Source organism: Methylobacterium sp. Leaf466 (assembly GCF_001425565.1).
Taxonomy (GTDB): Bacteria; Pseudomonadota; Alphaproteobacteria; order Rhizobiales; family Beijerinckiaceae; genus Methylobacterium.
In genome coordinates, this window is record NZ_LMRC01000033.1 from 201570 (window position 1) to 220731 (window position 19162).

15 protein-coding genes and 1 tRNA gene are annotated in these 19162 nt (G+C 72.0%); 11 read left to right on the forward strand and 5 right to left on the reverse strand.

Annotated elements, in window-relative coordinates; translation table 11 throughout:
* Positions 1–260: 260 nt before the first annotated feature.
* From ASG59_RS15980 to ASG59_RS16000, 5 genes are all read left to right on the forward strand, one after another.
* The gene (locus ASG59_RS15980) at positions 261–1136 is read left to right on the forward strand and encodes a hypothetical protein (protein WP_055878691.1); all 876 of its coding nucleotides are present in this window, start codon (positions 261–263) and stop codon (positions 1134–1136) included.
* Between the two features lie 256 nt (positions 1137–1392).
* A complete protein-coding gene (locus ASG59_RS15985; RefSeq protein ID WP_055878688.1) occupies positions 1393–2790 on the forward strand; it encodes a dicarboxylate/amino acid:cation symporter in 1398 nt (465 codons plus the stop codon).
* A gap of 71 nt (positions 2791–2861) precedes the next feature.
* Complete coding sequence (locus ASG59_RS15990; RefSeq protein ID WP_055878683.1) at positions 2862–3191, forward strand: hypothetical protein; 330 nt, start codon at positions 2862–2864, stop codon at positions 3189–3191.
* 53 nt (positions 3192–3244) lie between these two features.
* On the forward strand, positions 3245–3544 hold the full coding sequence (locus ASG59_RS15995; protein ID WP_056280152.1) for a hypothetical protein: 300 nt from the start codon (positions 3245–3247) through the stop codon (positions 3542–3544).
* 158 nt (positions 3545–3702) lie between these two features.
* Positions 3703–4113: a DUF1236 domain-containing protein gene (locus ASG59_RS16000; RefSeq protein WP_056410022.1), complete on the forward strand. Its 411-nt coding sequence runs from the start codon at positions 3703–3705 to the stop codon at positions 4111–4113.
* Positions 4114–4269: 156 nt separating this feature from the next.
* On the opposite strand, the gene ASG59_RS16005 is transcribed toward ASG59_RS16000, so the two are convergent.
* Positions 4270–4545 (reverse strand): hypothetical protein, encoded by a 276-nt coding sequence (locus ASG59_RS16005; RefSeq protein ID WP_056410024.1) that lies wholly within the window; start codon positions 4543–4545, stop codon positions 4270–4272.
* 94 nt (positions 4546–4639) lie between these two features.
* Positions 4640–5290, reverse strand: coding sequence for an SOS response-associated peptidase (locus ASG59_RS16010; RefSeq protein WP_056410026.1), 651 nt, complete (start codon positions 5288–5290; stop codon positions 4640–4642).
* Between the two features lie 110 nt (positions 5291–5400).
* Here ASG59_RS16010 and ASG59_RS16015 point away from each other — a divergent pair, with 110 nt between their 5' ends.
* Positions 5401–6279 (forward strand): SDR family oxidoreductase, encoded by an 879-nt coding sequence (locus tag ASG59_RS16015; protein ID WP_056410028.1) that lies wholly within the window; start codon positions 5401–5403, stop codon positions 6277–6279.
* A 13-nt stretch (positions 6280–6292) separates the two neighbouring features.
* Here ASG59_RS16015 and ASG59_RS16020 read toward each other — a convergent pair.
* Together ASG59_RS16020 and ASG59_RS16025 are read right to left on the reverse strand one after the other, a co-directional pair.
* Positions 6293–6369: transfer RNA gene (locus tag ASG59_RS16020), tRNA-Arg, on the reverse strand.
* A 97-nt stretch (positions 6370–6466) separates the two neighbouring features.
* Positions 6467–7192, reverse strand: a complete 726-nt coding sequence (locus tag ASG59_RS16025; protein WP_056410029.1) for a response regulator transcription factor — start codon at positions 7190–7192, stop codon at positions 6467–6469.
* A 615-nt stretch (positions 7193–7807) separates the two neighbouring features.
* Between ASG59_RS16025 and ASG59_RS16030 the strand changes: the two genes are divergently transcribed.
* On the forward strand, positions 7808–8482 hold the full coding sequence (locus ASG59_RS16030) for a response regulator transcription factor (RefSeq protein WP_056410032.1): 675 nt from the start codon (positions 7808–7810) through the stop codon (positions 8480–8482).
* Between the two features lie 13 nt (positions 8483–8495).
* Here ASG59_RS16030 and ASG59_RS16035 read toward each other — a convergent pair whose 3' ends face one another.
* Entirely contained in the window at positions 8496–9650 is a 1155-nt protein-coding gene (locus ASG59_RS16035) for a DNA topoisomerase IB (protein ID WP_056410034.1), read from the reverse strand.
* An 84-nt stretch (positions 9651–9734) separates the two neighbouring features.
* On the opposite strand from ASG59_RS16035, the gene ASG59_RS16040 reads away from it, so the two are divergent.
* The 4 genes from ASG59_RS16040 to pbpC all read left to right on the forward strand — a co-directional run bounded on the left by ASG59_RS16040 (position 9735) and on the right by pbpC (position 19142).
* Entirely contained in the window at positions 9735–10880 is a 1146-nt protein-coding gene (locus ASG59_RS16040) for a glycosyltransferase (protein WP_056410036.1), read from the forward strand.
* A complete protein-coding gene (locus ASG59_RS16045) occupies positions 10877–11536 on the forward strand; it encodes a methyltransferase (protein ID WP_156399275.1) in 660 nt (219 codons plus the stop codon). The genes ASG59_RS16040 and ASG59_RS16045 overlap by 4 nt, the downstream gene beginning before the upstream one ends.
* A 121-nt stretch (positions 11537–11657) precedes the next feature.
* Positions 11658–16970: an alpha-2-macroglobulin gene (locus ASG59_RS16050; RefSeq protein WP_056410039.1), complete on the forward strand. Its 5313-nt coding sequence runs from the start codon at positions 11658–11660 to the stop codon at positions 16968–16970.
* 105 nt (positions 16971–17075) lie between these two features.
* Positions 17076–19142, forward strand: coding sequence for a penicillin-binding protein 1C (gene pbpC / locus ASG59_RS16055; RefSeq protein ID WP_244475730.1), 2067 nt, complete (start codon positions 17076–17078; stop codon positions 19140–19142).
* Positions 19143–19162: the final 20 nt, after the last annotated feature.

The window sequence follows — 19162 nt, forward strand, 5'->3', positions numbered from 1 at the left end:
CGGTGGCGGAGCGAATGCGGCATCATCCCGCTCCCCCGAGGAGCCGCGTCTTGATTTCGACGCCTTTTCCCTTAGGCCATGACGACGGTCGGCGGGACCGCCCGCGGGCGATTCCGAGGCTATGCATCGGACGACGGTCTTCATCCCGGATGTCGACGGCGGCCCCGCGAGGGACGCGGATCGATGGTGGGGCGGGAGAGGGCGCGACGTCCGGCGCCACCATCGCCCGAGGCCGGCCGATAGTGCCGTGAGGAGTGAGTATGAGCGTCGTCCGCCGGTTCCTCGTCGCCTCGTCCCTGGTCCGCCTGATCCGCAAGGAGCGGGGCGGGTCTCGCATCTCGGAGGGCTATTTCCCTCCCCAGGGGGGACGGACCTCCTACGTTCGCGTCGACGGTCAGAACTGCCACCTCGTCCTCGTGACCGCGGCGCCCGACGGCGGGACCAGCGAGGAACGCACGGAGGTGCCCCGCGCCCACGGCGAAGCACTCCTCGACGTCTGCTCGGGCAAGGCCGCCTACGACCGCACGGTGATCGCGCTTCCGGCGGGGCGGGAGATCCTGCTCGACCGCTACGTCGCCCCCGCGACCCTCGACATGGTCAGCGTCGCCTTCGACGGGGCCGAGGAGGCCGCGTCCTTCGCGGTTCCGTCCTGGTTCGGCCCGGAGGTGACGGCCGACCCGGCCTTCGACCGGCACGCGGTCGGCATCAACGGCGCCCCCCAGCCCGGCGAGATCGCCCTGAGCAACGCGGCCCTGGATGCCGTGCTCGACCTCGTCGAGCCGCGCTTCGGCTTCGGTCGCTACAACACGGCGCCCAAGGCCTCCGAAGACGGCAGCGTCGCCAACACCCTGCGCCGCATCGTCGGGAGCGTTCCTCCGGCCGCAGCGGCCGCGCCGGTCGCCGCGGCGGCGGCTGCACCGATGCCGCCCGCGCATATTCCCTTCACGGACCCCGCCCCGGCCGAGGATCACGAGTCCGACCAGCCACAGCCGCCACCGGACACGCGGATGGAAGACGTGTTCGAGAGCCTGTCGCAGGCGCTCGGCGCCGCCGTGCATCCGCCCCAGGAGCCGCCCCGCGACGAGGACGGCTCCTTCGAGCGCTGGACCGTCCGGCCGCGCCGCACGCAGCAGTAGGGGCGAGCGTGGGCCGTTCCCGGCTCGCGAGACCGCGAGCCGGGAACGGCCCGTGCGGGTAGCGGTGCCGTCGTTCTCTCGGGGACATGCGATCCGCGTGCCGCCGCCGGCGTCGGTCCTCCTGAAGGGCCGGGATTAAAATCGCCACCGCCGTCTTCGGCGATTGAGCGGGCGCACCAGAATCGCTAGCGTTGCAACCAACGCGACCGATGAACGGGATGCGACACGCGGATCAAGCGTGCGCAGGCGAGGAAACATGGCCCAGACGATCACCTCCCCCGCCGCGCCAGCGGTGGCCACGCCGACGGCGAAGGAGCCCTGGTACCGGGTCCTCTACATCCAGGTCTTGATCGCGATCGCCCTCGGCATCCTGGTCGGCTGGCTGTACCCGGAGTGGGGCAAGTCCTTCAAATGGATGGGCGACGGCTTCATCGCGCTGATCAAGATGATGATCGCGCCGATCATCTTCTGCACCATCGTCCATGGCATCGCCTCGATCGGCGACCTCAAGAAGGTCGGCCGCGTCGGCCTGAAGGCGCTGATCTATTTCGAGGTGGTGTCCTCCGTGGCCCTGCTCGTCGGCATCCTGGTGGGCGAGATCGTCCAGCCCGGCGCCGGTTTTGGAGCGGACGTGAGCAAGCTCGACGCCAAGGCGGTGGAGGGCTACGCCAGCAAGGCGGCCTCCGATTCCACGGTCGCCCATCTGCTCGGCATCATTCCCAAGAGCTTCTTCGACGCCTTCGCCACCGGAGACCTGCTGCAGGTGCTCCTGATCTCGATCCTGACCGGCGTCGTGCTCACCGGCATGGGCGAGCGGGGCGCCGGCATCACGCGCGGCATCGACGCGGTCGGCCAGATGTTCTTCCGCATCATCGGCCTCATCGTGAAGCTCGCCCCGATCGGCGCCTTCGGCGCCATGGCCTTCACGGTGGGCCAGTACGGCATCGGCAAGGTCATCGACCTCGCGTGGCTGGTGGGCACCTTCTACGCCACCTCGCTCCTGTTCATCTTCGTCGTGCTCGGCGGCATCGCGGCCTTCGCCGGCTTCTCGATCATCAAGTTCCTGGCCTACATCAAGGACGAGTTGCTGATCGTGCTCGGCACCTCGTCGTCCGAGACCGTGCTGCCGCACATGATGACGAAGATGAAGCGCCTCGGCGCCTCGGACTCGGTGGTGGGCCTCGTGATCCCGACCGGCTACTCGTTCAACCTCGACGGCACCAACATCTACATGACGCTCACCACGCTGTTCCTGGCGCAGGCGGTGGGCGCCGACCTCACGGTCGGGCAGTACGCGACGATCTTCCTCGTCGCGATGCTGACGTCGAAGGGCGCCTCCGGCGTGACGGGTGCCGGATTCATCACCCTGGCCGCGACGCTCGCCGCCATCCCCGGCAATCCCGTTCCGGTCGCGGCGATGACCCTGGTGCTCGGCGTCGACAAGTTCATGTCGGAGTGCCGCGCCCTCACCAACCTCATCGGCAACGGCGTCGCCACCATCGTCGTGTCCCGCTGGGAGGGCGAGCTCGACAAGGAGAAACTCGCCCAGGTCATGGCGCACCCGGTCTCGATCGGCACCGATATCTCGGACCATGCGCCGAACATGGACGACGCGGTCGCTCCGTCGCCGACGGCGGCGGCAGGCCCGCGCTGACCGGGCCGCGAGCGCGGTCGGGCCCGACCGCCGACCGGGCCGGTGTCCAGGGCGAGGATCCAGCCAAGCGGGTGCTCGAGACGCCGGACGGCCGCTACATCGTCGTGCGCGGCCGGCTCTGGCGCCGCCAGCGGCCGGACCTCGCCGGCCCGGTCCGCGACCGCCTGGTGCACGACCTCATGGATGCGCGCCGCGCCGTGAAGGCGGGTAGGCGCGCCGGCGACGAGGCCGCCATCGCGCGGGCCCGGGCCGCCGTCGACGCCGCAAAGCACGGCCTCGGCGAACGCGGCCCGGTGTGGTGGACGGACGGCGCGCCGGACCTCAACCGCAGACTGGTCGGGAACACCGGCTACGCCGCCTGGTACGAAAACGAGGCCGATCACCGCTCCGGTGACGGTTGAACCTTTCGGGCACGCGGCCGGTTTGACGCTCACACCCGTAGGCCGGAGCGATCATGTCGAAGACGATTTCAGCGCAGTTCAAGTCGCGCCGCGACGCGGAGATGGCCGTGGAGCACATCGTGCAGGAGCACGGCGTCGACCGGACCGCCGTCGAGGTCGGCGCTGCGTCCGGTGAGAACACCGCCGGGACCGAAGCGGCCAGGGCCGACATCGAGGACGGGCACCCCAAGACCGGCACCGACGGCGAGCCGGCCCTGGCCGGGAAGGTCGAGGTCTCGGTCCGGGTCGACGATGCGAGCGTCGAGGCGGTGGTGTCGTCGCTGAAGACCTATCACGGCGAGATCGCGTCCTGAGCCCCCTGCAGGCGGCGGGCCGGCCGAGCCGCATCCGGATCGAAGATGCTGCCGCCGGGCACGGATGGGTCTAGGAGACCCGTGGGCCTCCTCGGCGGTTCGGCCAATCCGGCCGCCGGATGGGGGCGCCGGTTTCGGTCCAGCTTTCGGGAATCCCCATGCGAACGACGTTCTCTCTCGCCCTCACCCTGGCCGTAGGCCTCGCCACGGCCGCCCAGGGGCAGGGGCTCGCGCGCGGTTCGCAGGACGGCGCGGAGCGCGGCGGCAACATCGCCGGCCCCCTCGGTGCGGCGGTCGGGAGCGCGATCGGCGGGGCCGTCGGGACCGCGAACGAGATTTTGGGCATCGACCGGCGCGAGCGCTTCCGGATCTATACCCTCGCCGAGCCGCGCCCGTCGTTCGCGCTGAAGGGCACCGTCCGCGTCGGGACGGTCCTGCCCAGAGACGGCGTGGTCTATTACGACGTTCCGCCCGAGTTCGCCCTGCAGGGCCTCAACTACACCATCGTCAACGGGCGGCCGGTCCTGGTCGAGCCCGGCACGCGTCGCATCGTCGAGATCATCGATTGAACGATGTTCGGCCCTGACGCCCGGCGGCTTTTGTGAGTGATGCGGTTTCCGCTTGGATCAAGCGGGAACCGTTTCACCGAGCCCGCGCGGCGCCTGAGCGAAGCCCATTTCCGTGTCACGAAGTGATCACCCGGAAATGGGATGAGGCCCCCGCGCTCAGGCGGGGGCGATCTCGAACGCCATCCCCCGTCCCGGTCCCTGGTCGGAGTAGTCGACGAGGGCGTACCCACGTTCGGCCAGGGCCGCGTCGAGGGTGTCGCCGTGTTTGCGGAACATCTGGCCGATCGCCAGGGGCGTCAGCCGCGGATTGCCCTGCCGCAACTGGTCCACGCCGATGGTGAGGGGTGCACCGTCGCGATCCGCGATCCGAACGATGGAGGAGGCCAGGTCCGCGGCCTTCGTCTCGGATGCGGACTTCGGTTTGAACGCCATCGTATCTCCTCGACCGGATCTCTGTCGACCGCCACGACGTCCGCGCAAGGCATCGACCGCGGCCGTCCCGGGAGACGCCATCGGCCCGCGATCGTCACGCCGGGTCCTGCCTCGCGCCTGCGGCTACGATCGTCATCGCGGTATCGGGCAACGGCCGCCGAAGTTCCAGCGCGACCTCGGTCGTGGCCTCCAGCCAGGTGCGCCACTCCTCGGGCGTCGTCAGCAGCACCGGCATGGCCTTGGGATGGACGGGGCCGACGATCCCGTTCGCCTCGCAGGTGAGGAATGAGAACAGCCGGTGTTCGGCCTCCTCGCGGTCGGGCTTCTCCGCCCTGGTGCCGCGAACGCCCGTCCAGGGCCGCCAGATGCCGGCGAAGGCGAACGGCGGCCGGTTTTCGTCGGGGGCGAACCACGTCGGCGTCTTCCCGGGCTTGGTATCGGCGTATTCCGAGAACGAGGAGACCGGCACGAGGCAGCGATACTCCGGCTCGAGCCAGGGACGCCAATGCGGGCTCTTCACGTTGCGCACGTTGGTGACCGGGTGTTCGCCGAACTGCTTGGGGCCCGGAATGCCCCACCGGACCATCTCGATTACCCGCTCGTCACCCTCGAGCCGAACGATCGGCGCGCGCTGGTCCGGGAAGATGCCCGGCAGCGCCGGCGGGTTGCCGGCCCGGTCGAGCGCGACGCCGAAGAGTGCGCGGATCTCAGCCTGCGGCGTGACGAGGCCGAAGAGGTTGCACATGCCGGCCCCATTCTGTCGCAGCCACGAACCCGGCCCTGCCCACGTTGGCCCAAGGTTGCGGGACAAGCCCGAGCCCTGGGAAAAAACCCGCTTCGGCAAAGGGACCAACGATGACATCGGATCCACGCGACGCCGGCCCGCGCCCGCCGTTTTCCGGAGACCAGCAGCAGGAGCGGCCGGGCCTGACCTCCCGCATGACGCCTACGCCGGACCATGGCGAGGACAGCTACGTCGGCAAGGGCCTGCTACAGGGCAAGGTCGCCCTCATCACTGGCGGCGACAGCGGCATCGGTCGTGCGGTGGCCATCGCCTATGCCCGCGAGGGGGCGGACGTGGCGATCTCCTATCTCGCGGTCGAGCAATCCGACGCCGAGGACACCGCCCGGTGGATCGAGAAGGCGGGACGCCGCGCCCTGTTGCTGCCGGGCGACATCCGCGACGAGGCCCATTGCCGGGATCTCGTCGCGCGGACCGTGACGGGGCTCGGCGGCATCGACATCCTCGTGAACAACGCCGCCGCGCAAACGGTCAACGACGGCCTCGACGACGTGACGGCCGAGGACCTGGAAGGCTCGTTCCGCGCCAACGTCTTCGCGATGTACTACCTCGCCCGGGCGGCCGTGCCGCACATGAAGCCGGGGTCGGCGATCGTCAATTCCACGAGTCAGCAGGCCAAGATCGCCGACAGGACCATGCTCATCTACGCCGCCACGAAGGGCGCCATCGCGAGCCTCACCATCGGGCTGTCCAACCTCCTGGCCCCGAAGGGCATCCGCGTGAACTGCGTGGCGCCCGGCCCGATCTGGACGCCGATCCAGCCCATCGTGAAGAGCCCCGACGAAATCGCTCAGCTTGGCGCCGACACGCCTCTCGGCCGGGCCGGACAGCCGGCGGAACTCGCCCCCGCGTACGTGCTGCTGGCCTCCCGCGAGGGCAGCTACATGTCCGGAGCGCTCGTCCCGGTCACGGGCGGGACGCCGATGTATTGAAGCTGACTTTGAATGGCGCGCCCGAAGAGATTCGAACTCCTGACCCCCAGATTCGTAGTCTGGTGCTCTATCCAGCTGAGCTACGGGCGCGCGGTGCGACGGGCGGGCTGTTGGATGCCGTGCCGGTCGGAGGCGGTGTCTAAGGCCTCCGTTTCGGCTTGGCAACCCCTATCGGAAGGCGTTCGCCTCATCCGTCCGAGAAAGCGCCGGAGTGCACCCGGCGCGCCTCCAGCAGGCGGGCGCCCTGGACCGCCGCCGCGGCCCGGTTGTTCACGTGGAGGGCGCGCAGGAGTGCGGCCACGTGGACCTTCACGGTGCCCTCGCTGAGCGACAGGGCGCGGGCGATCTCCTTGTTGGCCTTGCCGCCGACGATGAGGGCGAGCACGTCACGCTGGCGGCGGGTGAGGTTGGCGAGCACCGTGGCCGGCCCGCCGTCCTCGCCGGGGCGGCGGGCCGGCGGCGGCCGATCCAAGGACGGGCCGGAGGGCGGCGCCTGCGCGAGGCTCGGCGGCACATAGAGGACGCCCGACAGGATCATCTCGATCACCCGCGTCATCTCGGCGGCGCCGAGCCCCTTGGGGACGTAGCCGTGCGCACCGGCTTCGAGGGCGAGGAGGATGTCGTGCCGCCGCGCCGATGCCGAGACGATGGCCGCCACGACGTCCGGGAAGCACTCGCGCACCGCGCCGAGCGATCTCGCGCCGGCCATTCCCGGCATGTCGAGGTCGAACAAGGCCAGATCGACCCCGCCGTCGCGCTCGCCCAGCCGCGCCAGGGCTTCGTCGAGGGAGCCCGTCTCGATCACCTCGGCAAAGCCCAGGCGTCGCGACAGGATGGCGCTCATGGCGAGCCGGAAGAACTCGTCGTCGTCGGCTACGACCGCGCATCGACGCTGCGAAGAAGGTGAGGTCATCGTCGGTTTCGTATTGGAAGGCGCGGCGGAGCGCCATCGCGGCGGGCGGCCCGAATGTCCAGCCTCGATCCGCTGGCTGCGTGCCGGAACGCCGGTGACGTTCGAGCGGATGCCGGAGCCCGTTCATCCCCGCTGTGCGGGAGGTCGACGCTCTCCGTGTCAGGGGGCAGGTCCCGAACCTGCGACCCGGCCGATCGGGACGACGCCCGTCCCCGACCGGCACGCCGTCCAGGGGCGCCTGCCACCCGCACGCCTGCCGACCGCATCGTTTTGGGATCGGCCCCGTCGCGGGTTCGGGGACGGGACGGACCGTATGACGACCGGTCGCGAGCCTGCGACGGGCCTCGTGCCTCCACCGCCCGACTGGCGCTCGCCCACCCCGGACGAAAAACACGAGCCTCGATCAAGGGCTTGGCGACGAACTCGAGGGAGAGGGACGTTTTCGATGATCTCGCCGAACCCGGTGAAATGGCTGCGAGTGTTGTCGAGTTCACCATATTCGAGATCGCAAGTGCAGCCAAGTCCTCGTTAAGGAAAGCCTGGAACGGGTCTTGATCACTGTCCTCCTATCCCAGTCGCGACGTCTCGCGACGGGACACGATCAAGGGGAGCGGCATGACCGCAGCGGTTGGGGTGGTGATCATCGACGAATCAGAGGCGCTGGACCCGTCCCTGCGGGCGGCCCTGGAGCATGAACCGGCGCTCTATACGGTCGGGGAAACCGGCAGCGTGCCCGCCGTCGCCCTGGTCGTCCTGCCCGACAGCGGCTTCACCCCGACCCTGGAGCGCCTCGCCACGCTCAAGCGCGCCCGGGCCGACGTGAAGGTGCTGCTGGCCTTCCAGTCCCTCGACAGTGCCACCCTGAGCTCGCTCCTGGCCGCCGGGGCCGATGCGGTGGTGGCGCGCCAGTCGACGCCCCGCGAGGTCTGCGCCGCCCTGCTCGGGCTGATGCAGCCGGCGCAGCGGCTCGCCGCCGACGATCGCGACGGCGCCGAAAGCCTCGACGGCGCCGAGGGGCTGACGCCGCGCGAAGCCGAGATCCTGCGGTTCCTCAGCGCCGGCTTCAGCAACAAGGAAGTCGCCCGCCGCCTCAGCCTGAGCGTGCGCACCGTCGAGACCCACCGCCTCAACCTGCGCCGCAAGACCCAGACCGGCCGGCTGAAGGACCTCGTCGCCCTGGCACGTAAGCTCGGCCTCAAGCCGGTGGTGGACGCCGACACGCGCCGCAGTGGCACCGATGGGGCCGTCTCCGTGTCCCGGCCCACCATGAACGCCGCCGCCCCTTGGTGAGCGCTCACGTGGGTCAGCCTGCGGTGGTCCGTCCGGCCGTCGTGCGGGCGCGCGCCGGTCGGCGCCGCCCCGGACCGTCGTCTGCGTTCGCGGAGAGTTGCGATTGCAGCAGCCCGAGCACGGCCGCCTCCTCGGGCCTCAGGCGGGCGAGATCGTCGCGCAGTTCATCCTCCACCGCGTCCTTGATCTGGAGCAGCAGAGCACCCTCCACGTAGCAGTCGAGGATGCGAGGGTGGATGTAGCAGGACCGGCAGACCGTCGGGGTGTTGCCGAGCCGCGCGGCCACCCGTTCGATCGCCGCGCGCAGGTTGGCCTTCGCCTTGGCTTGGCTGTCGAAGGCCTCGAACTCGCGCAATGCCAGGGCCGCCAGCACCGTGCCCGCCCAGGTGCGGAAATCCTTGGCGGTGACGTCGTCCCCCGTGATGTCGCGCAGATAGGCGTTGACGTCGGACGACGTGACGTCCCGGCGCGCGCCGTCGTCGTCGAGGTACTGAAACAGCTCCTGGCCGGGCAGGTCCTGGCAGGCCTTCACGATCCTGGCGACACGCTTGTCCTTGAGCGAGAGGTTCCAGTCCTTGCCGCTCTTGCCGGTGAAGCGGAACGTCAGCTCGGAGCCGTCCACCCGCACGTGCGGGTCCTTGAGCGTCGTCAGGCCGTAGCTGCCGTTGGTGCGGGCGTAGTCGTCGTTGCCGACCCGGATCAGCGTGGTCTCGAGGAGATGGACCACGGTGGCGAGCACCTTTTCGCGGGGCAGGCCGCGCCGGGACATGTCGCGGTCGACCCGGGTGCGGATGCCCGGCAGCGCGTCGGCGAAGGCCATGATGCGGGAGAACTTGGTCGCGTCGCGGGCCTGCCGGAAATCGGGATGGTAGCGGTACTGCTTGCGTCCCTTGGCGTCGCGCCCCGTGGCCTGGATGTGGCCGTTGGCGCGCGCGCAGATCCAGACGTCGGTATAGGCCGGCGGGATCGCGAGGGAGCGGATGCGGGCCAGGGTCTTGGCATCGCGTAGCGTGGCGCCCTTCGTGTCGCGGTAATTGAACCCCTTGCCGCTCTTGCGCCGCGTGAAGCCGGGGCGCGCATCGTCCACGTAGACGAGGCCGGCCTCCTCGGCGGCCTCGCGGGGATCGGCGATGCCGGAGGGCGCGTCTGACTCCTGCGGCGTGGCCATCCTCGGGCTCCCCTCGTTCGTTGCGAGCTTCAACCGAGGTGTCCGGCGGGCTGTTCCTGCGGCGTCCGTGCTACACGCCGTCCCATGGACCAGCCCGCTCCTCCCAAACCGACCTGCCTCGTCTACGTCGTCACCGAGGATTGGTTCTTCGCCTCGCACTTCCTGCCGATGGCCCGTGCGGCGGTGGCCATGGGCATGGCGGTGGCGGTGGTCACGCGGGTGCGCGACCACCGGGCGGTCATCGAGGCCACCGGTGCCCGCGTGGTGGCGCTCGAGGCCGAGCGGTCGAGCCTGAACCCGATGGCGGCGGGCTATGCCGCGGGCCAGCTCGCGGCCATCCTCAAGGCCTTGAGGGCCGACATCGTCCATTGCATCGCCCTGCGCGGCATCCTTGTGGGCGGCACCGCCGCGGCGATGGCCGGCATCCCGGCGCGGGTCTACGCGCTCACGGGGCTCGGCCTCATCGGCGCTCGGGAGGACCGGGTCGGACGCATGGCGCGGCTCGGCCTGCGCCACCTCATCCGGGGGCCGCTGGCGTCGAAGAAGACGCGGTTCCTGTTCGAGAATGCGCACGACGCCCATGCCCTCGGCCTCGATCCGTCGGAGACGCGGGTGACCATCGTCGGCGGGGCCGGCATCGATCCTGCGGCCTATCCGGTCGCGCCCCTCGTCGCGATCCCGCCGCTGCGGGTGGCACTCGTGGCGCGGATGCTGTGGTCGAAGGGCGTCGACACCGCCGTCGAGGCCGTGCTCCGCGCCCGCGCAGAAGGCGCCGCCGTCGCGCTGTCCCTCTACGGGGCACCCGACCCCTCGAACCGCCGAGCCATTCCCGAGGCGACCCTGCGCGGGTGGACCGGCGACGGGATCGCCTGGCACGGCGCGACCGACGATGTCCGGGGCGTCTGGGCGGGCCACCACGTCGGCTGCCTGCCCTCGCGCGGCGGCGAGGGCTTGCCGCGTACGCTGCTGGAGGCCGCCGCCTGCGGCCGGGCCCTGGTGACCACCGACGTGCCGGGCTGCCGCGACCTCGTGCGCGACGGGACCGAGGGCCTGCTCGTCCCCCCCGGCGATCCGGCGGCGCTGGCCGAAGCCCTGGCGCGGCTCGCGGGCGACCCCGCCCTCGTCGCCCGGATGGGGGCGGCGGCCCGGTCCCGCATCGAGACCGGCGGCTACACCGAGGCCGCCGTGACCGACGCGGTCTGCGCGCTCTATGCGGAGCTGGCGTCGTGATCGCGCCCGAGGAGACCCTGGCCTTCATCCGCGCCAACACCCGGCTGCTGCCGGTGCCCTACACGCCCGAGATCGTCCTGCATGTGGCCGACGAGGCCACGGTGCTCTGGCAGAAGACCGAGGACGAACTCGCCGAGATCGGCCTGCCGCCGCCGTTCTGGGCCTTCGCCTGGGCCGGCGGCCAGGCGCTCGCCCGCTACATCCTCGACAACCCCGAGGTGGTGGCCGGGCGGCGGGTGCTGGATTTCGCCTCCGGCTCGGGCCTCGTCGCCATCGCCGCCGCCATGGCGGGGGCCCGAGGCGTGACGGCCAGCGACCTCGATCCCTTCGCGATCCCCGCCATCGGCCTCAACGCCGCCGCCAACGGCGTCGCCGAGCGGATCACGGCGGTGCGCGCCGACCTCGTCGGCACCGATCCGGGCGATGCGGTGGTGCTGGCCGCCGACATCTTCTACGAGCGCGACATCGCCGCCCGCGTCACGGAGTGGCTCGGCGGCCTCCATGCCAGGGGGGCGGTGGTGCTCATCGGCGACCCCGGCCGCGCCTACCTGCCGCGCGAGCGCCTGACCAACCTGGCGACCTACGAGGTTCCGGTGAGCCGCGCCCTCGAGGATGCCGAGATCAAGCGTAGCGGCGTGTGGCGCTTCGTGGCGTGAGGCGAGGACCCGCGCCGGTGCCGGACGACCCTGCGAGATCCGTTGCGGCCACCCGGTGACCTGCTAGGGTCCGTGTCGGCGCCGGCGGCGGATCGGTCGGCGTCGACGGCGGGGGTGGGTGATGTCGGGATCGACGCGGCTCTGGCGGCAGGCCACCCTTCTCGCGGTGATGCTGGCGGCGTTCTGCGCGCCGGCATCGGCCCAGGCGCCCGCCACCAAGCCCGCGCCGAAAGCGGCGACGGCCAAGCCGGCGGCGGCCCAGAAGACCTTCGTCCGCGAGGTCCTGGCGAGCGACGCCGTGCGCCTCGAAGCGGCCCTCCGGGCCGAGGCCAAGGCGTCGGGCGTGGCCAGGACCGCCACGCAGTGGCTCGCCGAGGGCGAGGCGCTGATCGAGGCGGAGAAACCCGCTGACGCCCTGAAGCCCCTCACGGCAGCGGTGGCCGGGGACTCCGGCAACCCCGCCGCCTGGATCGCCTATTCTGAGGCCGCCGCCGCCGTCGGCCAGGACGAGAACAACCGCGACTACACGCTGCGCAGCCGCCTGCGCGCCAATGCCAGGGCCGCCGCCTACCAGGCCTATCTTCGTGCCCGGACCCCGGCGGTGGAGGCGCAGGCGCTGGCCCAGCTCGGCGCGGTCCATGCCGGCTCCTCGGACTGGCGCTCCTCCCTCGAAGCCTATCGCGCCAGCCTGGCTCTCGCCGACGACGAGGCCGTGCGCGAGACCTACGAGGCCCTGCGCGCCGAGCACGGTTTCCGCATCCTCGACTACAAGGTCGATTCGGACGCCGCCGCCCCGCGGGTGTGCTTCCAGTTTTCGGAAGGGCTGGCGGCCAAGACCGATTTCACGCCCTTCGTGGCGGTCTCGGGCAGCGCCACCGCCGCCGTCACCGCCACCGGCCAGCAGCTCTGCGTCGACGGCCTGCGCCACGGCGAACGCTACGCCTTCGTCCTGCGCCAGGGCCTGCCCTCGGCGGTGGGCGAGACCCTGCTCAAGGCCGCCGACTACGAGGTCTACGTCCGCGACCGCTCGCCCCAGGTCCGCTTCACCGGTCGCAACTACGTCCTGCCGCGTACCGGCCAGGCGGGGGTGCCCCTGGTCTCGGTGAACGCCGCCAGACTCGACGTGGAGGTGCTGCGTATCGGCGACCGCAGCCTCTTGCCGTCGCTGCGCTCGGAGGAGTTCCTGGGGCAGCTCAACGGGGCCTCGGCCAGGACCATCGCCGACCAGAAGGGCCGCAGCGTCTGGAAGGGCAGCCTCGAGACCGCCAAGGCCGAACTGAACCAGGAGGCGATCACCGCCTTCCCGGTCATGCAGGCGGTCGGCAAGCTCGAGCCCGGCCTCTACGTCATGACCGCCCAGGCGACCGGCACCGCGCCGGCCGCCGACGAGGAGGGCGGCTACGAGGCCATGGCTACGCAATGGTTCGTGGTCTCGGACCTCGGGCTCACCGTGTTCAAGGGCCGCGACGGCGTCCATGTCTTCGCCCGCTCGCTCGCCAGCGCGGCGGCGGTGGCGAACGCCGAGATCCGCCTGGTGGCCCGCAACAACGAGGTGCTGGCCACGGCCCGCACCGACGCGATGGGCCACGTCGCCTTCGATCCGGGCCTGGCGCGGGGGGAGGGCGGCATCGCGCCCGGCCTCGTGGTGGCCGAGGCGGGGGGCGACTACGGCTTCCTAGACCTCGCCCAATCGGCCTTCGATCTCACCGACCGCGGCGTGAAGGGGCGCCCGGCGCCGGGTGCGGTGGAGGCCTACGTCTTCCCCGAGCGCGGGGTCTACCGCTCCGGCGAGACCGTGAACCTCACCGCCATCCTGCGCGACGCGCAGGGCGTGGCCCTCTCGGGCCTGCCGCTGACCCTGGTGGTCAAGCGCCCGGACGGCGTCGAGTACCGCCGCGTCCAGGTGGTGGACGCCGGCTTGGGCGGGCGCGCCCTGCCGGTGGCGCTGCTGCCGGGCGCCGCCCACGGCACCTGGCGCGTTGCCGCCTACACCGACCCGAAGGCCCCGGCGGTGGGCGAGGCGAGCTTCCTCGTCGAGGACTACGTGCCCGAGCGCCTGGAGGTGAGCCTGTCGAGCACCACGCCCGCCCTCACCAGGGGCGAGCCGGCCCGGGTCGCGGTGGCGGCGCGCTACCTCTACGGCGCGCCCGGCGCCGGGCTCGACGTCTCGGGCACGATCCTGGTCCAGGCGGCCGCGGACAGCGGCATCAAGGGGTTGGAGGGCTATGCGATCGGCCTCGACGACGAGCGGGTCGAGGCCTCCTCCAGCGAGATCGAGGCGCGGACCACCACCGACGCCAAGGGCGCTGCCGTCCTCGACGTGCCGGTCCCGGTCGTGGCGGCGCCCAGGCCCCTCGAAGCCAAGATCACCTTGCAGGTCGGCGAGCCGGGCGGGCGGGCCCTCAGCCGCAGCCTCACCCTGCCGATCCTGCCCGAGGGGCCGGTGGTGGCGATCCGCAAGACCTTCTCGGGGGATCTCCCAGAGGGCGGCACGGCCGGCTTCGACGTGGTGATGGCAGCCCCCGACGGGACGCGGCTGTCGCAGGGCGGTGCGACCTGGACCCTCTCGAAGGTCGAGAAGAGCTACCAATGGTACCGAGAGGGCGGGCGCTGGGCGTTCGAGCCGGTGACCGCGACCCGCCGCATCGCAGACGGACGGATCGACCTCGGCACGGAGACGCCCGCGCGGATCGCGCAGGCGGTGAGCTACGGCAATTATCGCCTGGAGGTGCAGGCGCCCGGCAAGCCCGCCGCAACGGCGAGCGTGAGCTTCACCGTCGGCTGGGGCGGGGGCGAGACCGCGGACGTGCCAGACCTCCTCGACCTGCGCCTCGACAAGGCGGCCTATGCCGCCGGGGAAACCCTGCGCGTGCGCCTGCAGCCGAAGTTCAAGGGCATGGCGACGCTGGCGGTGGTGAGCGACAAGGTCCACGCCATCCTCGACATCCCGGTCTCGGCCGGGGGCACCGACGCGACGATCCCGGTCAAGGCCGAATGGGGCTCGGGCGCCTACCTCGTCGCCACCGCCTACCGGCCCCTCGACCAGGCGGCCAAGCGCCTGCCCGGCCGGGCACTCGGCCTCGCCTGGTTCTCGGTGGACCGCGACCGGCGCCAGATCGACGTGACCGTGGAGGCGCCCGCCAAGGCCAAGCCCCGCGAGAACCTGACCCTCCCGATCCGCCTCGCCGGCCTCGGTGCGGGCGAGGAGGCCCGGGTGACGGTGGCGCTCGTGGACGTCGGCATCCTCAACCTGACCCGCTACGAATCGCCCAACCCGGTCGGCTACTTCTTCGGCCAGAAGGCGCTCGGGCCTGAGATCCGCGACCTCTACGGATACCTCATCGACGGCATGCAGGCGACGGTGGGCGCGATCCGCTCCGGCGGCGACGGCGCCGGCACCGAACTCTCCGACGCCCCCCCGACCCAGGCCCCGCTGGCGCTCTATTCGGGGCCGGTCACGGTCGGCCCGGACGGGCGCGCCAGCGTCACCTTCCCGCTGCCGGCCTTCAACGGCACCGGCCGGGTGATGGTCACCGCCTGGAGCAAGGCCAGGGTCGGCGCGGCCCAGGCCGACGTGATCATCCGCGATCCGGTGGTGCTCACCGGCACCCTGCCGCGCTTTCTCAACGTCGGCGACCGCTCGCGCTTCTTCGTGGCGGTCGACAACGTCGAGGGACAGGCCGGCGAGTACACCATCGACCTCGACCTCTCGGGGCCGGCCCTGGTCTCAGCCGAGGCGGCGCACCGCACCATGCGGCTGGAGGCCGGGGCCAAGGGATCCTTCGTGATCCCGATCACCGCCGCCGGCCCGGGGCTCACCCGCCTCGACGTGAACCTCAGCGGGCCCGGCCTCGCCTCGCCCGTCGGCCAGAGCTTCGCGCTGGCCATCGGTCCCGGCACCGGCCCGCTGGTGCGGCGCACGGTCCGCTCCCTCGAGCCCGGCGCCAGCCTCCAGGTGACGAACGCGCTGCTGGCCGACATCCTGCCGGGCACCGGCTCGGTCTCGGTCACCGCCTCGTCGCTGGCGGCCCTCGACGTGCCGGCGCTGCTGCAGGCCCTCGACCGCTATCCCTACGGCTGCTCCGAGCAGACCGTGAGCCGGGCGATGCCGCTCCTCTACGTCAACAAGCTGGCGGCCCTCGACCGCCTCGGTCTCGACGACAAGGCCGACGAGCGGGTGCGCGAGGCCATCGACCGGGTACTGGCGCGCCAGAACGCCTCCGGCGACTTCGGCCTGTGGACCTCGGACTGGTCGAGCGACACCTGGCTCAACGCCTATGTCACCGACTTCCTCACCCGGGCCCGCGAGCGCGGCTTCGCGGTGCCGCAGACGGCTTTCTCCAATGCCCTCGACCGCCTGCGCAACACGGTGGCCAACACCACCGAGGTCAAGGACGGCGGCATGGACATCGCCTATGCCGCCTACGTGCTCGCCCGCAACGGCCGGCCGGTGATGGGCGACCTGCGCTACCTCGCCGACACCAAGCTCGACGCCTTCGCCACACCGCTGGGGCGCGGCCAGATCGCGGCGGCGCTGGCGTTGCTCGGCGACCGCGGCCGCGCGGCCAGGGCCTTCGAGTCGGCGGTGACCGCCCTCAAGGGCGCTGCCGACGACGGCACCTACCGGTCCGATTACGGCTCGCGCCTGCGCGACGGCGCCGGCCTGCTCACGCTCGCGGCCGAGACTGGGCTGACCGCCCAGGCCTTGGCGCCGCTCGGCGCCGTGATCACACAGGAGCGCGCCGCCGGCCGCGCCACCAGCACCCAGGAGAACGCCTGGATGGTGCTGGCCGCGCAAGGCCTCGCCAAGGACGCCGAGGCCCTGAGCTTTCGCGTCGACGACGTGCCCCAGACCGGCGCGCTGACACGACTCTATCGCGGCCCCGCCCTCGATGCGAAACCCGTCACCATCACCAACGACGGGCGCAGCGCGGTGCAGGCGTCGGTGAGCGTCTCGGGCCATCCGATCAGCCCGGAGCCGGCGGAATCGCGCGGCTACGCCATCGCCCGCACCTACCACCGCCTCGACGGCACGGCCGTCGACCTCGCCCAGGGACTGCGCCAGAACGACCGCCTCGTGGTGGTGCTGAAGGTGACGGAGGCCAAGGCCTCGGCCGGGCGCCTCCTGCTGGTGGACCGCCTGCCGGCGGGGCTCGAGATCGACAATCCTAAGCTCCTCGACGCCGACACCCTCACCGGCCTCGGCTTCGCCAAGAGCGAGGTGGCGCCGGCCCACACCGAGTTCCGCGACGACCGCTTCGTGGCCGCCTTCGACCGCACTCCGGAGCAATCGGCCTTCTTCGGCGCGGCCTACACGGTGCGGGTGGTCTCGCCGGGCACCTACGTGCACCCGGCCGCCACCATCGAGGACATGTACCGCCCCGACCGCTTCGGCCGCACCGGCTTCGGCACGGTCGAGGTGACGGCGAAGTAGGGTGGGCGCTTGGCACCGCAACCTTCCCCCGCCCCAGTCGGGCTTGCCCGGTTGGGGCGATGGCGCGCGGATTTCGAGTCTGACCGAGATCTGATGCGGGGAGGGATGCGCCGCATCCTCCACAGTCTGGCGCTGCTGGTCGTGGTCGCCGCCATGGCGGCGGGTCTCGTCCTCTGGCGCTTCGTCGTCACCCTCCCGCCCCTCGACCTCGCGCAAGCCGCGCAGCGCTCCACCGTCGTCCTCGACCGCGACGGGCGGTTGCTGCGCCCCTATGCCACCGCCGACGGACGCTGGCGGCTGCCGCTGACCGCCGCCGAGGTCGATCCGCGCATGCTCGCCATGCTGGTGGCCTACGAGGACAAGCGCTTTGCCGACCACCCCGGCCTCGACCCGGCCGCGACCCTGCGCGCGGCCTGGCAATGGCTCGTCGCCGGCCGCATCGTATCGGGGGGATCGACCCTGTCGATGCAGGTGGCCCGCCTCGTCGAGCCGCGACCCGAGCGGTCGCTGTCGGCCAAGCTCCGGCAGATGGTCCGCGCGGTGCAACTGGAGCGCCGACTCGGCAAGGCCGGCGTCCTCGACCTCTACCTCACGCTCGCCCCCTACGGCGGCCCGGTGGAGGGCCTGCGGGCGGCGAGCCTGGCCTATTTCGGCCGCGAGCCGGCGCGCCTGTCCTTCGCGGAAGCCGCCCTCCTGGTCGGCCTGCCGCAATCTCCCGAGACCCGCCGGCCCGACCGATTCCCCGAGCGCGCCGGACGCGCCCGCGATCGCGTCCTCGACCGGGTCGCGGCCCAAGGGATCATCACGACGGCCGAAGCACGGGCGGCCAAGGCCGAGCCGGTGCCCGCCGGCCGACGGCTGTTCCCGATGCTCGCGGCCCATGCCGCCGACGCGGCGCTCGCGGCCGAACCCGCCGCACCGGTGGTGCGCCTGACCCTCGACGGGCGCCTGCAGGCCAGCCTCGAAGCCCTGGCGACCGAGCGTGCCGCCGCGGTCGGACCGGGGATCTCGGCGGCGATCCTGGCCATCGACAACGCCACCGGCGCGGTGATCGCCCAGGTCGGCAGCCCCGGCTACACCGATGCCTCGCGCATGGGCGCCATCGACATGACGGGTGCCATCCGCTCGCCGGGGTCCGCCCTCAAGCCCTTCATCTACGCGCTCGCCTTCGAGGGGGGGATCGCCCATCCCGAGACGCTGCTCGAAGACCGGCCGGTGCGCTTTGCCGGTTCCTATGCCCCCGAGAACTTCGACCTCGGCTACCAGGGCGTGGTCACGGCCCGGCGCGCGCTGCAACTCTCCCTCAACGTGCCGGCGGTGGACCTGCTGGAGGCGGTGGGGGCGGCGCGTTTCGTCGCCCGCCTGCGCGCGGCGGGCGCGCGGATCGACCTGCCGCGCGACACCGCGCCCGGCCTGCCGGTGGCGCTCGGCGGTCTCGGCATCACGCTCGCCGACACCGCCCGGCTGTTCTCAGGGCTCGCCCGCGGCGGCGGCGTGCCGGCCCTCCTGCGCCGCCTCGGCGAGGTGCCGGGCCCCGAGACGCGGATCGCCGAGCCGGTGGCGGCTTCCTATGTCGCCGACATCCTGCGCGGGGCGCCGCCGCCGGAGAACGCCCTGCCCAACCGCATCGCCTACAAGACCGGCACCTCCTACGGCTATCGCGATGCCGTGGCGGTGGGGTTCGACCGGCGCGTGACGATCGCCGTCTGGGTCGGGCGGCCGGACGGCAACGCCGTGCCCGGCCTCGTCGGGCGCCTCGTGGCCGCACCGATCCTGTTCGACGCCTTCTCCCGCTACGGCGGCGAGCCCGAGCCGGTGCCGCTCGCCCGCGAGGCGCTGGTGGCCACCACGCTGTCGCTGCCCCCGCCCCTGCGCCACATCCGCAGGGACGTGCCCAAGACCCTGGCGGCGAGCCAGGGCGCCGCCCTGCGCATCGCCTACCCGCCCGACGGGGCGCGGATCGACCTCGGCCTGGCGGAGGCCGCTGCCGCGCCGCTGGCCCTCAAGGCGCTGGGCGGGGTGCCGCCGCTGACCTGGATGGCCAACGGCCTGCCGGTGGCCGACAGCGCCCGGCGCCAATCCGCCTGGGTGCCCGACGGTGCCGGCTTCGCCCGGATCTCGGTGATGGATGCCGCGGGCGCCAGCGACAGCGTCGTGGTGCGGTTGGAGTGACCCGGAGGTGCCCACACCCC

Excerpts from the sequence above, each read along its gene's own strand:
- ASG59_RS15980 (WP_055878691.1), top strand. The coding sequence starts at position 261 with ATGAGCGTCGTCCGCCGGTTCCTCGTCGCCTCGTCCCTGGTCCGCCTG.
- ASG59_RS15985 (WP_055878688.1), top strand. The coding sequence starts at position 1,393 with ATGGCCCAGACGATCACCTCCCCCGCCGCGCCAGCGGTGGCCACGCCG.
- ASG59_RS15995 (WP_056280152.1), top strand. The coding sequence starts at position 3,245 with ATGTCGAAGACGATTTCAGCGCAGTTCAAGTCGCGCCGCGACGCGGAG.
- ASG59_RS16000 (WP_056410022.1), top strand. The coding sequence starts at position 3,703 with ATGCGAACGACGTTCTCTCTCGCCCTCACCCTGGCCGTAGGCCTCGCC.
- ASG59_RS16005 (WP_056410024.1), bottom strand. The coding sequence starts at position 4,545 with ATGGCGTTCAAACCGAAGTCCGCATCCGAGACGAAGGCCGCGGACCTG.
- ASG59_RS16010 (WP_056410026.1), bottom strand. The coding sequence starts at position 5,290 with ATGTGCAACCTCTTCGGCCTCGTCACGCCGCAGGCTGAGATCCGCGCA.
- ASG59_RS16015 (WP_056410028.1), top strand. The coding sequence starts at position 5,401 with ATGACATCGGATCCACGCGACGCCGGCCCGCGCCCGCCGTTTTCCGGA.
- ASG59_RS16025 (WP_056410029.1), bottom strand. The coding sequence starts at position 7,192 with ATGACCTCACCTTCTTCGCAGCGTCGATGCGCGGTCGTAGCCGACGAC.
- ASG59_RS16030 (WP_056410032.1), top strand. The coding sequence starts at position 7,808 with ATGACCGCAGCGGTTGGGGTGGTGATCATCGACGAATCAGAGGCGCTG.
- ASG59_RS16035 (WP_056410034.1), bottom strand. The coding sequence starts at position 9,650 with ATGGCCACGCCGCAGGAGTCAGACGCGCCCTCCGGCATCGCCGATCCC.
- ASG59_RS16040 (WP_056410036.1), top strand. The coding sequence starts at position 9,735 with ATGGACCAGCCCGCTCCTCCCAAACCGACCTGCCTCGTCTACGTCGTC.
- ASG59_RS16050 (WP_056410039.1), top strand. The coding sequence starts at position 11,658 with ATGTCGGGATCGACGCGGCTCTGGCGGCAGGCCACCCTTCTCGCGGTG.
- pbpC (WP_244475730.1), top strand. The coding sequence starts at position 17,076 with ATGCGCCGCATCCTCCACAGTCTGGCGCTGCTGGTCGTGGTCGCCGCC.